This window comes from Thiorhodospira sibirica ATCC 700588 (assembly GCF_000227725.2).
Taxonomy (GTDB): domain Bacteria; phylum Pseudomonadota; class Gammaproteobacteria; order Ectothiorhodospirales; family Ectothiorhodospiraceae; genus Thiorhodospira; species Thiorhodospira sibirica.
This window is the reverse complement of the sequence record NZ_MU255056.1, coordinates 1,762,005-1,774,644: the sequence shown is the minus strand read 5'-3', so window position 1 is coordinate 1,774,644 and position 12,640 is coordinate 1,762,005. Positions and strand designations below refer to the sequence as shown.

General features: G+C 56.8%; 12 protein-coding genes and 1 pseudogene. 9 read left to right on the top strand and 4 right to left on the bottom strand.

Annotation, left to right across the window (positions count from 1 at the left end; translation table 11 throughout):
- Positions 1–46 precede the first annotated feature (46 nt).
- The 4 genes from THISIDRAFT_RS08385 to THISIDRAFT_RS08370 form a co-directional block, all read right to left on the bottom strand.
- A complete protein-coding gene (locus tag THISIDRAFT_RS08385; protein ID WP_246585357.1) occupies positions 47–220 on the bottom strand; it encodes a hypothetical protein in 174 nt (57 codons plus the stop codon).
- A gap of 224 nt (positions 221–444) precedes the next feature.
- A complete protein-coding gene (locus tag THISIDRAFT_RS08380; protein WP_006788435.1) occupies positions 445–855 on the bottom strand; it encodes an ExbD/TolR family protein in 411 nt (136 codons plus the stop codon).
- Positions 855–1,577, bottom strand: a complete 723-nt coding sequence (locus tag THISIDRAFT_RS08375; protein ID WP_006788434.1) for a MotA/TolQ/ExbB proton channel family protein — start codon at positions 1,575–1,577, stop codon at positions 855–857. The genes THISIDRAFT_RS08380 and THISIDRAFT_RS08375 overlap by 1 nt, the downstream gene beginning before the upstream one ends.
- Positions 1,578–1,587: 10 nt before the next feature.
- A complete protein-coding gene (locus tag THISIDRAFT_RS08370) occupies positions 1,588–2,373 on the bottom strand; it encodes an energy transducer TonB (protein ID WP_050984939.1) in 786 nt (261 codons plus the stop codon).
- A gap of 1,084 nt (positions 2,374–3,457) precedes the next feature.
- Between THISIDRAFT_RS08370 and THISIDRAFT_RS08365 the strand changes: the two genes are divergently transcribed.
- The 9 genes and pseudogenes from THISIDRAFT_RS08365 (at position 3,458) to THISIDRAFT_RS08325 (ending at position 12,517) form a co-directional block, all read left to right on the top strand.
- Positions 3,458–5,113 carry a methyl-accepting chemotaxis protein gene (locus tag THISIDRAFT_RS08365; protein ID WP_006788432.1) on the top strand — a complete coding sequence of 552 codons (1,656 nt, stop codon included), beginning with the start codon at positions 3,458–3,460 and terminating at the stop codon, positions 5,111–5,113.
- 212 nt (positions 5,114–5,325) lie between these two features.
- Positions 5,326–6,309, top strand: a complete 984-nt coding sequence (moaA, locus tag THISIDRAFT_RS08360) for a GTP 3',8-cyclase MoaA (protein ID WP_006788431.1) — start codon at positions 5,326–5,328, stop codon at positions 6,307–6,309.
- Between the two features lie 62 nt (positions 6,310–6,371).
- Positions 6,372–7,655, top strand: a complete 1,284-nt coding sequence (gene xseA, locus THISIDRAFT_RS08355; protein WP_006788430.1) for an exodeoxyribonuclease VII large subunit — start codon at positions 6,372–6,374, stop codon at positions 7,653–7,655.
- Positions 7,655–8,461, top strand: a complete 807-nt coding sequence (truA, locus tag THISIDRAFT_RS08350; protein WP_006788429.1) for a tRNA pseudouridine(38-40) synthase TruA — start codon at positions 7,655–7,657, stop codon at positions 8,459–8,461. The genes xseA and truA overlap by 1 nt, the downstream gene beginning before the upstream one ends.
- A 52-nt stretch (positions 8,462–8,513) precedes the next feature.
- Positions 8,514–9,599, top strand: coding sequence for a GGDEF domain-containing protein (locus THISIDRAFT_RS08345; protein WP_006788428.1), 1,086 nt, complete (start codon positions 8,514–8,516; stop codon positions 9,597–9,599).
- Between the two features lie 115 nt (positions 9,600–9,714).
- On the top strand, positions 9,715–10,248 hold the full coding sequence (gene hslV / locus THISIDRAFT_RS08340) for an ATP-dependent protease subunit HslV (RefSeq protein WP_040853063.1): 534 nt from the start codon (positions 9,715–9,717) through the stop codon (positions 10,246–10,248).
- Between the two features lie 120 nt (positions 10,249–10,368).
- The gene (gene hslU, locus THISIDRAFT_RS08335; protein WP_006788426.1) at positions 10,369–11,703 is read left to right on the top strand and encodes an ATP-dependent protease ATPase subunit HslU; all 1,335 of its coding nucleotides are present in this window, start codon (positions 10,369–10,371) and stop codon (positions 11,701–11,703) included.
- A pseudogene (locus THISIDRAFT_RS08330) lies at positions 11,700–11,819 on the top strand (gamma-butyrobetaine hydroxylase-like domain-containing protein); the annotation flags it as partial. The gene hslU and the pseudogene THISIDRAFT_RS08330, both read left to right, overlap by 4 nt.
- A gap of 299 nt (positions 11,820–12,118) precedes the next feature.
- Positions 12,119–12,517, top strand: a complete 399-nt coding sequence (locus THISIDRAFT_RS08325; RefSeq protein ID WP_174269479.1) for a TonB-dependent receptor plug domain-containing protein — start codon at positions 12,119–12,121, stop codon at positions 12,515–12,517.
- The last annotated feature ends 123 nt before the right edge of the window (positions 12,518–12,640 follow it).

Here is a 12,640-nt window from a genome sequence, read left to right as displayed (position 1 = left end):
AGCCCCGCAAATGGTAGTGAATAATATTAACCCGGCAATCAAACAGCTACGCTGCTGCATATTGAATGGATTCGGCCTGGAAATAGCTCGCCACCCACTTGGGCAGCTTTTGCAGTTTGCGAAGATGGGACAGTGCTTTCTGTTTTAAAAGACGAATCGCCGTCTTGCGCTTTTTTTCCTGCGCCGCCGGGTGCAGGGTTTTGGCATCCTCTTTTTTCATGCAACATATCATCGCACAATGCGCCGCTATTTGATTGCCGGTTTAATAAATCACTGGGCATTTACTGGGCGTCGTGATTTCCGTCATCAGATTTTCGCTCCCCTGGTAAAAATGCAGACGGGTTGCCAGGATCGGAATAACTCATTAATAAATAAAAAAATATATGATATGACTGGCTTGATTGATCCAATGGTCCAACGGGCTGACGATGGGTTGCAAGGTGGTTATTCTGGCTCAGTAATAAAGCCGATACGGCGAACCCCGCTGCTTCGTGTATCCACCAGGATACGGGCAATGTGCGCATACGGGGTGGCCTGATCGGCGCGCAGATGCACTTCCAGATCGGGATTTTGTGCGACCGCCTCCTGCAACTGCACACGCAGGCGCTCCAGGGCAATGGGCTCATTATTCCAGTATAAATGACCCATGCTGTCGAGGCTTAAGGTGAGATGTTCGAGCTGGGTTTCATGGCGTTCGTGGCTGACCTGGGGCAGATCGATTTTAACCGCGTGCGTGATCACCGGGGCGGTAATAATAAAAATCACCAGCAAAACCAACATGATGTCCACCAAGGGAATCACGTTGATTTCAGCCATATCATGATCATCGCCTTGATTGAAGCTGCCAAAGGCCATCAGCGCTCCTCCACCATCGCAGTCGTGGCAGGGGGAGCAGATGTTTCCGATGCGCCCATGTTCACTGCGCTGCCGGTGGTCAGATAGGCATGAAGATCATAGGCAAAGGCGTCCATTTCCTGCGATAGGGTGCGATTGAAGCGATTAAAGGCATTGTAGGCTAGCACTGCCGGAATCGCGGCCGCCAAGCCAGCTGCCGTGGCAACCAGGGCTTCCCCCAAAGGCCCGGCCACCACATCCATGCTGGCGCTGCCTGCTGCGGCAATATCCATCAGCGCATTGTAAATCCCCCAGACCGTCCCAAATAAACCGATAAACGGCGCAGTACTGCCCACCGAGGCGAGAAAGGTCAGGCCGGACTGTTGGCGGGCGAGTGCCTTGGTCATCGCATTGCGAATGGCTCGCACCAAAAACTCATCCATCGAGCAGGCTGCTTGCAAGGTCGAGCCATCGCGCCGACGGTAATGTTGTTGCCCCAAAAGCCCCGCCTGCGCAATCTCGGCCAAGGGGGTCTTGCTCTCGTGCGCCAGCCACAAGGCCTGTGATGCGCTATGCGACTGCCAAAAGGCCTGCGCAAATGCCGCATTGCCCCGGCGCAGGCGCCAACTGAGCAGCGATTTATTAAAGATCAAGGCCCAGGTGATCACAGACATGGCAAATAATGTCAAAAACACGCCAATCAGCACCCAATCACCATGCTCAAAAACCAGTGCAATATTCATAATAATTCAATCAGGATTCCAGGTTGAAACTAATGGGGATCATCACCCAGGCCTCAATGGCCTGGCCGTTTTGTTGCGCGGGTTTAAACTGCCACTGACTCACCGCCGCCGCTGCGGCCTGATCCAGCCGTGCAAACCCACTGGAGCGGGCAATCTCGACGTGACTGGCACGCCCTTGAGGATTGACCTTCACGCGGAGTTGTACCTCGCCCTGCTCACCTAAACGACGCGATACCCGTGGATAGGTCGGCGGTGGATTATGCAGATACGCCGCGCTGAAAACGGGGGCGGTCATATTAGATGATGGCTGAGCACCGCTCTGAGCGCCATGCGCATTCCCGGCATTCGCGCGGGCAGCGGCGGTCGAGGTGGGCAGATCACTGGTACGGCCTTCTGCAGTCGCTGTAGCGCGCTGATCCGCTGCCGCGACCTCGGGCGATGTGTGACGTGCCACAGGTTTCGGCTCTGGCTTGGGCTCTGGCTTGGGCTCTGGCTTGGGCTCTGGCTTGGGCTCTGGCTTGGGCTCTGGCTTGGGCTCTGGCTTGGGCTCTGGCGTAGGTTTCGGGACAGGCGGTGTTGGCAATATCGGCTGTGCAGCACTTGGCGCCTCGGCCATCACATTCTCCGATGCCACTGTCACGGCGACCTCCTCCTCCGGACGCGCCTCGCCAAAGCCTGCTGGTGCACTGATCAAAGCCGCCTCCAGCAAAACAACCTCAACCAGATATTCCGCTTCACTGACCCGCACCGCTCCTTGATACAACATCCCCCCCACCGCAAAAGCATGCAGCGCCACGCTGATGATTACCCCCCAGATCCAGGGTTTAGCCCTCACAGCGGGCACAGAAGAGGTATATTTAACGGATTCACACGCCATAACAGGATGCCGAACAGGCAATTCAAGGAAAGAATAAATGATTATCTCATTGATTCAAAATATTAAGTCAATCAACAGAACGCATGGAGTCCTTAACGCAGACCCGCAAGAAGGCCGGGCAAACCCGCCAAAGCCCATCACCTCCCACGCGCACGCCGCTATCCCAAAAAACATTGCTTTTGAGTCTATTGCAAAAAACAGGCAAAAGCAATAATGAAAATGATTGCTAATTGCATGTATGCGCCGTCAGCCAATGCTGCCCCAAGAGCGCCGAGCCCCCTTTTGGCACAAGGTTAAAGGTCTCCAGCTGGGTCAGTTTTTCCAGATGGTAGGGCAAGCAACAGCTGTTTTGTGGTGTGACGGGGTATTCCAGTTGAGGGTTTAAAATGATCTGCTTGCATGGGCAGCGTCCTTTGGGAAACGCTGATTTATTTGAGTTTTTCGGTTTTTTATAACCACAAGAAATTAATTCATAATTATTTTATATTTTCAGAAAGCGAATAAATCAGCGTTTTCTTATGGCATAAAACGAGCCATTGATATATTCGTGTCGGCAGTCTGCCCCATCTTCACTTGGCAAGATATGCTTCAACGGTAAGGCTGGCATGGATGGTCGGCAGATGGAACGCCAAGAACGCTACCCACCTGGCATGGCTTATACCGCTTGATGCGACGATGATGCAGGTATTGTGTGATTTTTATTTATGCTTCATGAATATACGCATGAAGGACATCAGCTCACAAAGGGATTTTTTGATGGGGTTGACGGTTCAAACCGAATCTGGATCAAGAAAAAAGCATTTTTCGCTTTCAGGCCTGGCGGTTTTTGGCATTATATGCTTTAGGGTTAATTGCATATAATAATTTTATTATAAACCTTGTCAGCAGGCTTAGGTATGTCATTGATTCCTCGCTGATCCCATAATTTATATCCATTATTTGCGTTTTTAGGCTGGATGGATAGACCTCGGCATCTAAAACCTTTGCGCGGAAGATCTATCTCATGTGGAATAATCTGACCATTCGCACGCGTTTGATCGCTGTCACGGTGATCCTGATGATTCTGATCGGTGTGGCGGCCTTGCTCATTGCCGGCCAGGGAGCCGGACGCATGGGGCACGTATTGGTGGACCATACCCTAAGGATGAAGATCGAGGGAGACATCTGGTCGGCGGGAAATTATGTCTTCCGTGAGTGGGGCTCGTTGCGTCTGGTGGACGGGAAGCTGATAGATGCTCAAGGCAAGCCGATCAATGATCGTTTCGAGGTGGTAGACAGGCTTGGCCAGGAGCTCGGTGTACTCGCAACGGTGTTTGCGCAGGATGGCCGGGACTTCACGCGAGTGACCACCAGTATTCGTCTATCAGATGGGCGTCGGGCCGTGGGTACGCAACTGGGTCAGGCCAGTTCGGCCTTCGCGCCTGTCTCGGCAGGGCAGCGCTACATCGGTGAGGCGCAGATCCTGGGCGTATCCCACCTTACGGTCTATGAGCCCATCAAGGATGCCTCCAATCAGGTCATCGGCATCCTGTTTCTGGGTATATCGCGGCAGCAGATCGACGCCATCGTCAATCAGGGGGTGAATCAGATGGTGGCGCATATGGTGCTGGGTATCTTGTTGCTGGTGGTAATAGGAATGGTCGTCGCTGTCTTTTTGGCTCGGGTTATCGTGAGACCCATTGCCCGGTTATCCGATGCCCTGTACGACATTTCCCGCGGGGAGGGTGATCTGACCCGGCAGCTGGATGCCCAAGGGCGGGATGAGTTGTCCGGCCTGGCCAGAGCGTTCAATGAATTCGTCGCTAAAATCCGTGAGTTGGTGCGGCAGGCAAGCGCGGCGTCTACTCAGCTTGCGGCAGCTGCCAAGGAATTATCCAACACCATGGAAGATACCCGTAAGCAGCTTCGGCGACAGCACTCTGAAACCGATCAGGTGGCCACTGCCATGAACCAAATGACGGCCACGGTACACGAGGTATCCCGCAATGCATCCGAGGCGGCACATGCGGCTGCCGCCACGCGTCAGGAAGCTGCAACAGGGGAAATGGTCGTTAAGGAAGCCATTCATGGCATCGAATCACTGGCGGGGGAGGTCGAGAATGCGTCCCAAGTGATTGCCCGACTATCCGAAGACAGTGACGATATCGGCAAGGTGCTGGAGGTGATCCGTGGCATTGCCGAACAGACCAATCTGCTGGCCCTTAACGCCGCCATCGAGGCCGCCCGGGCCGGTGAACAGGGGAAGGGCTTTGCGGTCGTGGCTGATGAGGTGCGAACCCTGGCAAGCCGCACACAGACCTCTACCACAGAGATCCAAGCCATGATAGAAAGGCTGCAGTCGGGCACAGCCGGTGCCGTAAAAGTAATGGAGCAGGGACGAGGCCAGGCAGGTCAGAGTGTGATTCAGGCTGTTAAGGCGGGGGATTCTCTCAAGACCATCACCAGCGCCGTCAACAGCATCAGTGATATAACCGCCCAGATCGCCAGTGCCGCCGAGGAGCAGTCGGCGGTGACCGAGGAAATCAACCGCAATATCACCAACATCGCCCAGGCTGTGGAACAGACCTCGGCCAGTTCCGATCAGATTGCCCTAGCCAGCGATGAGCTGGCCAGGCTGGCAGCACACCTGCAAGAGCGGGTAGGACGCTTCCAGGTTTGAGCGTGACGATGCAGCGTCAGTTGCTGTTTTGGTGGTTGTTGCCCGAACAGGATCGACGTCCAGACATTTGAGCACACGGGTCAATGAATCTGTGTGATCCTTCGTCAGTCACCCACACAGACCGGATAAAGCCATAAAGCCACCCTTGGCGGGGCCACAGATGCGGCCCTCCTGTCTCACGACGAACCACCCTCGCTAAGGCGCATCATCGCATGACAAAGCTGCAAGACCCCTTTGGGCGTCCTATTGAGTATTTACGCCTATCCGTGATCGACCGCTGCAATGGCCGCTGTCTGTATTGCCATTCAGGCCAGAATGAGCCGCTTTTACGCCGCGACTGGCTGGATTTTGATGCGCTGGAGCGCGTCGTGGGTCTTTTCGCCCGGCGGGGCATTCGGCGGGTGCGCCTGACGGGGGGAGAGCCTTTGCTGCGTAAAGGCCTGGCTGAGCTGGCTGCGCGCATCCACGCCCTGCCGGGCATAGAAGAACTTGCCTTATCCACCAATGCGGCCTTATTGGCCCCACAGGCCGAGGCACTCTATTGCGCTGGCATACGGCGGCTTAATATCAGCCTGGATAGCCTGCAACCCGATACCTTTACCCGCGTCAGTGGGCTTAAGCTTGATGCCGTGCTGGACGGCTTGAACGCCGCCAAGGCTGTCGGCTTTAGCCCCATCAAGATCAATATGGTTGTGATGCAGGCCATCAACGCCGAGGAAATCGAGGCGATGGTGGCCTTTTGCCAAGCCCAAGGTTTTACCTTGCGGCTGATTGAAACCATGCCCATCGGTACCGCAGGCCAGCATATAACCCATGCGCATTATCTCAGCCTGCATGACCTGGAACAGCGGCTGCAACACCGCTTTGGTCTTGAACCCGTGAGCCTGCAAGGCGGAGGTCCGGCGCGCTATCTGCGCCAGCGAGGCAGTGATTTCTACCTGGGCTTCATCACCCCCCTGTCGCGTCATTTCTGCGCCACCTGCAACCGCCTGCGCCTGACCGCCGATGGCCGCCTGTTTCCCTGCCTGGCGCAGGATAAAGCCGTCGCCCTAGGTCCGCTGCTACGCGGCGGATACAGCGATGCACATATCGAAACCGCCATCGCCCACGCCCTTGCCCACAAATCCATACCACCGCCCTTGTCCGTCAACACCCCCAACATGCTTAAACGCGACATGAACCTCACCGGCGGATAAGCCCGCCCTTGTGACGAGATGCCCCAGACTTCAAGCCAAAACTTTGGTAGTGAGTAAAGCCAATGTATTCGCAACAGCAAACGGTTTATTCAGTTTCGCGCCTGAATCAGGAATCGCAATCCCTGCTGGAAAATCACTTTGCCTATGTGTGGGTGGAAGGTGAGATCTCCAATCTGGCGCGTCCGGGTTCCGGGCATCTGTATTTCTCCCTGAAAGACGAGCAGGCACAAATCGCCTGTGCCTTGTTTCGCCAGCGGGCGCTGCGGCTGCGTTTTCAGCCCACGGATGGGCAGTGGGTGCGAGTGTATGCACAGGTCACGCTGTATCCGCTGCAAGGACGTTTTCAGCTGCGGGTGGAGCGGATGGAGGCCACGGGCGAGGGGGCTTTGCAGCGTGCCTTTGCCGAGCTTAAAGCCAAACTGCAGGCAGAGGGTTTGTTTGATGCCCGCCACCAGCGCCCACTGCCTGTCTTTGCGCGCCAGATTGGGGTGATTAGCTCGCTCAATGGGGCGGCGTTACGCGATATTTTAAGCGTCCTGCAGCGGCGTTTTCCGGCTATTGCGGTGTGGGTTTATCCCAGCCTGGTACAGGGTAGCGAAGCCCCCGCGCAGTTGATGCAGGCCCTGGCTTTGGCCAATGCTCATGCCTGCTGTGATGCCTTGATTCTGGCCCGTGGCGGCGGTTCGCTGGAAGATTTGCAGGCGTTTAATGATGAGGCCCTGGCCCGCGCCATTCGCTGCAGCCGCATTCCTGTGGTCAGTGCGGTGGGTCATGAGGTGGATTTTACCATTGCCGATTTTGTTGCAGATGCGCGCGCCCCAACCCCCTCGGCGGCGGCAGAGTTGCTGAGTCCGGAGCAACACGCGGTTTATGCGCAGCTGCAGATGTATCGCCAGCGTCTGCAGCGCAGTCTCGCGGCGCAATTGCGCCAGCAGCAGGCAAAACTGCAGCATTTGCAGCATCGCTTAAAGCAGCAACAGCCCAGACAGCGCCTGTTTTTGTGGGCGCAGCGTTTAGACGAGCTGGAGCAACGCCTGCACACCCACATGCGTTTTACCCTCACACATGCCCAAAACCGGCTGGCCAGCAACGCCCGTGCCTTGCAGGCGGTGAGTCCCTTGGCCACCCTGGCGCGGGGCTATGCAGTGTTACAGGACGCCGAGGGGCACATCATCACCCAGGCCGCGCAGACACACCCGGGACAGTGTTTATCGGTCCGTTTGGCGCAAGGTGAGCTACGGGTGCAGGTGCTGGAGGCAGCGCCACAAAGTCCTGTCGGTGATACCACACCGCCCGCACCACGCACGCCCAAAGGCCAGCCTCGGGTGCGCAAAAAAACGCTATAATGCCCGCCATGTCAACCCAGCGCATCGCCTTAGGCATTGAATATGATGGCTCAGCCTTCCACGGCTGGCAGGCACAGCAGCATGTGCATACCGTACAGGCCGAAGTGGAACAGGCGCTGTCTCGCGTGGCGAATCATCCGGTGAGTGTGGTGTGTGCCGGACGTACCGATGCCGGGGTTCATGCCACCGGGCAGGTGGTGCATTTTGACACCCCGGCCCGGCGTTCCATGCGTAGCTGGATTCTGGGCACCAATACGCATCTGTCGCCGGCGGTGGTCGTGCGCTGGGCAACGCCGGTGGGTGAGGATTTTCATGCCCGTTTTTCAGCCCGGCGGCGGCGCTATCGCTATATCATTCTTAATCGCTTTGTGCGCCCGGCCCTGCAGCAGGGGCGCGTGACCTGGTATCACGGCACGCTTGACGCCATGCTCATGCATCAGGCCGCCCTTGGGTTGCTGGGTCAGCATGATTTCAGCAGCTTTCGTGCCCTGGCCTGTCAGGCAAAAAGCCCGGTGCGCACGGTCCATGCCGTCAGCGTCCAGCGCCAGGGCGAGTATATTTTCCTCGACATTGAGGCGGATGGCTTTTTACATCACATGGTGCGTAATATCACCGGGGTACTGCTTGCCATTGGCCGCCATGAACAGCCGCCTGACTGGGTAGTGCAGCTCCTGCAGCTGTGCGATCGCACCCAGGGGGGCGTGACCGCACCGCCCGACGGACTGTATCTTAATCAGGTGATCTATGACCCGATACATAAGCTGCCGCCCCACCCCGCGCCCGGCGATATTACGGCGCTGTTTTGAGCCCTCTCAGGCATTCATCCACACTGCGCACGCATAAATAAGCGGCTATCTCATGCCTAAACATTCTCCTAAACACCCCAGCCCGTCTTCCAAAGAGACCTTGCAGCGCCTGATTTCGCAGGCCAAGGAAAACCAGCGCACGATGGATTGGTTGCTGGATCTTGAGCTGCGTCTGGTGGCGGCGCTGGATTTGCCCACTATTTTATCCATCCTGCTTAATGACTTGCGGATCGAACCGGCGCTGGATTACATCAGTGTTGCCTTGCTGGATGTGGATGGCGAAATCGCCCAGTTTCTGGCCGAGGTAGGCTATGCCCAAGATGATCAGCGGGTGATGCTGCTATCCAATCTGCAGGCCCGCGAAATGCTGCGTAGCGTGGCTTTTCTCGGCGATTACAAGCGCACCGCCCACGGGCTGTGTTTCAATCAGCGCGCTGATCTCGGCAGTATCGCCATTTTGCCGCTGTGGCGGACTGGTAAACGGGTCGGCCAGCTACATTTGGGCAGCCATGACCCTACCCGCTACCAGCGGGGCATTGAGCGCTATTTTCTCAATCATCTGGCCAGTATTACCTGCATCTGCATCGAAAATGCCCTGAACGTGCGACGTTTGCGTGAGCTGGGTGTGACCGATGCCTTAACCGGGGTACGCAACCGGCGCTATTTTGCGCAGCGCTATCTTGATGAGCTGGGCAAACTCCACCGCGATGGTGGCTGTCTGAGCTGCCTGATGCTGGATATTGATCACTTCAAGCGTGTCAATGACACCTATGGGCATCCGGCAGGGGATGAGGCGATTCGTCAGGTGGCACACTGCATTACCCAGCATCTGCGCGTTTTTGATCTGGTGGCCCGCTATGGGGGCGAGGAGTTTGTGCTGTTATTGCCCGGTCTGGGGGCGCAGGAGGCAACCACCGTGGCCGAACGTATCCGCCGCGCGGTTGAATCGCTGACCATTGAGCTAGACACCGGTGAACACCTGAACATCACCCTCTCGGTGGGCCTGGCCTGCCTGAATACTCGCCCCCCCAGCGCGGCGGCCCTGCCAGGAATCGGCGAGACCTTACTGCAAGCCGCCGACAACGCCCTGCTGGAGGCCAAACGCACCGGGCGCAATCGCCTCTGCGTCGCTGCTTGAGGGAATTTGGGTATCTCTGCGTATCTTCGCAAAAGCGGGTGATTATGCAAGAATGCCCGGATTAAGCGGCGCAGCCATGCGCTTTGTGACGATTTGCATAGAGAGACGAGCGATTTTGGAACAATTTAGAGGTACCACCATTGTCTCCGTACGCCGGGGTGGCTGTGTCGCCTTGGGCGGTGACGGACAAGTGAGCTTGGGCAATACCATCATGAAGGGGAATGCCCGCAAGGTCAGACGGCTCTATCAGGACAAGGTGTTAGCCGGTTTTGCGGGCGGTACCGCCGATGCCTTCACCTTGTTTGAGCGCTTTGAGGGCAAGCTGGAAAAATACAGCGGCAACCTCACCCGCGCTGCGGTAGAGCTCGCCAAAGACTGGCGCACGGATCGAATGCTACGCCGTTTAGAGGCCCTGTTGGCCGTGGCTGACCAGGAAAGCTCGCTGATTATCTCGGGCAATGGTGATGTAATTGAACCCGAAGACAGCCTGATTGCGATTGGCTCTGGAGGCCCTTTTGCCCAGGCAGCGGCGCGGGCCTTGCTGGATAATACCGAGCTACAGGCGCAAGAAATTGTCACCAAGGCCCTGAATATCGCCGCAGATATCTGTATCTACACCAATCACCATCTGAGTATCGAAACCTTATAGATAGGCCATCTTGTCGCCAACGCCTCGCACCGCATCCCTTGAGCGGCAGCGCGACGGGCAAGGCAGCAGACCTGTTTTCATCAAACGCCACACCTTAGCTTTTAGGATACCTGTTTTGTTATGTCTGAAATGACCCCACGCGAGATTGTGCAAGAACTGGATCGGCACATTATCGGCCAACAGGAGGCCAAGCGCGCCGTTGCCATTGCCCTGCGCAATCGCTGGCGCCGCCAACAACTGCCTGAGACCCTGCGCCATGAGGTGACACCGAAAAATATCCTGATGATTGGCCCCACCGGCGTGGGCAAAACCGAGATTGCCCGGCGTCTGGCGCGTTTGGCCAATGCCCCCTTTGTCAAGGTTGAGGCCACCAAATTTACCGAAGTTGGCTATGTAGGACGCGATGTAGAGTCGATTATCCGCGATCTGGTGGATGCAGCGGTAAAAATGACCCGCGAGCAGGAAATGGGCAAGGTGCGCCACCGGGCGCAAGAAGCCGCCGAGGAGCGCATTCTGGATGCCCTGCTCCCGCGTCCGCGCACTAATAACAGTTTCATGACAGAAGCGCCGCCGCGTGAGGATTCCGAAACCCGCCAAAAGCTGCGCAAGCGCCTGCGCGAAGGCCAGCTCGATGAGCGCGAGATTGATGTGGAGGTCAAGACCATCCCCACCGGGGTGGAGATCATGACCCCACCGGGCATGGAAGACATGGCCAGCCAGCTCCAGGGCCTGTTTCAGAACCTGGGCGGCGGACGCACCCGCACCCGCCGTCTCAGCGTGCGCGAGGCCTTCAAGATTCTCACGGATGAAGAGGCCGCCGCCCTGGTGAATGAGGAGGAGGTTAAGCTCAAAGCGGTGAGCAATGTCGAGCAAAACGGCATTGTATTCATCGACGAGATTGATAAAGTCGCCAAGCGCGGCGAATATGCGGGTGCCGATGTCTCCCGCGAAGGTGTGCAGCGCGATCTATTGCCGCTGGTAGAGGGTTGCACCGTCAGCACCAAATTTGGCACCGTGCGCACGGATCATATCCTGTTTATCGCCTCCGGAGCCTTTCATCTGGCCAAACCCTCTGACCTGATCCCCGAATTGCAGGGGCGTCTGCCCATCCGGGTGGAGCTCAAGGCCCTGACCACCGATGATTTCGTCTGTATTCTCACTGAACCCAAGGCCTCGTTGACCGAACAATACAGCGCCCTGCTCGCCACCGAAGGCGTCACCCTGAATTTCGTAGACAGCGGGGTGCGCCGCATCGCAGAGATTGCCTTTCAGGTCAACGAAAGCACCGAAAACATCGGCGCCCGGCGTCTGCATACGGTGATAGAGCGCCTGCTGGAACAGGTGTCCTTTGAGGCCCCGGATAATACCCAGGCCGTGACCATTGACGCCGATTATGTCAACGGTCGCCTGGCCGCGCTGATCAAAAACGAAGACTTAAGCCGCTATATTCTATGAGCACCGTGCGCCCCCTGGACATCCGCCTGCATCAGCGCTCGCGCCAGCTCGAACTTTGCTACGCCGATGGCACCCGCCATCGGCTCAGCTGCGAGTTTTTGCGCGTCTACTCCCCCTGCTCCTAAAAACCTAAACAAAGTTGCTTATGCGATTTTTAGGCACTTCGCTCTCCGTTGATAACACCCTTGCGGGCGAGCAACTGGAGTCCTGGTTGAGCAGTCCCAACCGAATGGCCGGTCAACACCGGCAACATGGGCGGTTTCAGCCGTCGAAACCCAGCTTGCGCCATAAAAGTGGCCTCGGCGTTCATCCTGAACAGAGAACAACTTTGCGATTCGACTTCGACCCCGACCATGGAACGCGAAACCTTCGCGCTTGTAGATAACCTATCTACAGTAGGGAATTTTGATGAAGAATGAAGAAAAAATCAAGAACTGTTTTTTGCTCTGATATTTCGCCATTTCTCTGGCCTGACCCGCTACGTCGGGCATTTCCCGCGCTTTTAGGTGTTTGCGCGCTGTGTGTTCCTGATACCCTCCTGGCGGCACCAGACAGTTATCTGGATGAGGTGGTGGTCACCGCCACACAACGTGCCCAGAGTGTGCGTGAGGTACCGGCGGCGGCCTCGGTCATCTTGCGTGAGCAGATGGATACGCAAGGCGCTGAGAATGTTCTGGATAGCTTGCGCGATACCCCCGGGTGTGGCCATGATCGGACGCGGGGTTGGCGGGCGCAAGACCGTATCACTGCGCGGCATGGAGGGCCGTCATCAGTTTGCGCGGGAAACCCCGGCCGCAAGGCCAAGGAGGGATAGCGCGGCTTGCGAAGCAAGCCTCCCGCTCCCGCGCTCCTTTCTATGTTGAGGTTGTCAACCCAATTCAGAAAAGTCCCCTTTTGTGCAAAGCAGAAGTGTCCCCCGTAGAATGCGTGGTTATGG

Bases quoted from the DNA above. Each gene is read 5' to 3' on its own strand.
- THISIDRAFT_RS08385 (WP_246585357.1), bottom strand. From the start codon at position 220: ATGAAAAAAGAGGATGCCAAAACCCTGCACCCGGCGGCGCAGGAAAAA.
- THISIDRAFT_RS08380 (WP_006788435.1), bottom strand. From the start codon at position 855: ATGGCCTTTGGCAGCTTCAATCAAGGCGATGATCATGATATGGCTGAA.
- THISIDRAFT_RS08375 (WP_006788434.1), bottom strand. From the start codon at position 1,577: ATGAATATTGCACTGGTTTTTGAGCATGGTGATTGGGTGCTGATTGGC.
- THISIDRAFT_RS08365 (WP_006788432.1), top strand. From the start codon at position 3,458: ATGTGGAATAATCTGACCATTCGCACGCGTTTGATCGCTGTCACGGTG.
- moaA (WP_006788431.1), top strand. From the start codon at position 5,326: ATGACAAAGCTGCAAGACCCCTTTGGGCGTCCTATTGAGTATTTACGC.
- xseA (WP_006788430.1), top strand. From the start codon at position 6,372: ATGTATTCGCAACAGCAAACGGTTTATTCAGTTTCGCGCCTGAATCAG.
- truA (WP_006788429.1), top strand. From the start codon at position 7,655: ATGCCCGCCATGTCAACCCAGCGCATCGCCTTAGGCATTGAATATGAT.
- THISIDRAFT_RS08345 (WP_006788428.1), top strand. From the start codon at position 8,514: ATGCCTAAACATTCTCCTAAACACCCCAGCCCGTCTTCCAAAGAGACC.
- hslU (WP_006788426.1), top strand. From the start codon at position 10,369: ATGTCTGAAATGACCCCACGCGAGATTGTGCAAGAACTGGATCGGCAC.
- THISIDRAFT_RS08325 (WP_174269479.1), top strand. From the start codon at position 12,119: ATGAAGAAAAAATCAAGAACTGTTTTTTGCTCTGATATTTCGCCATTT.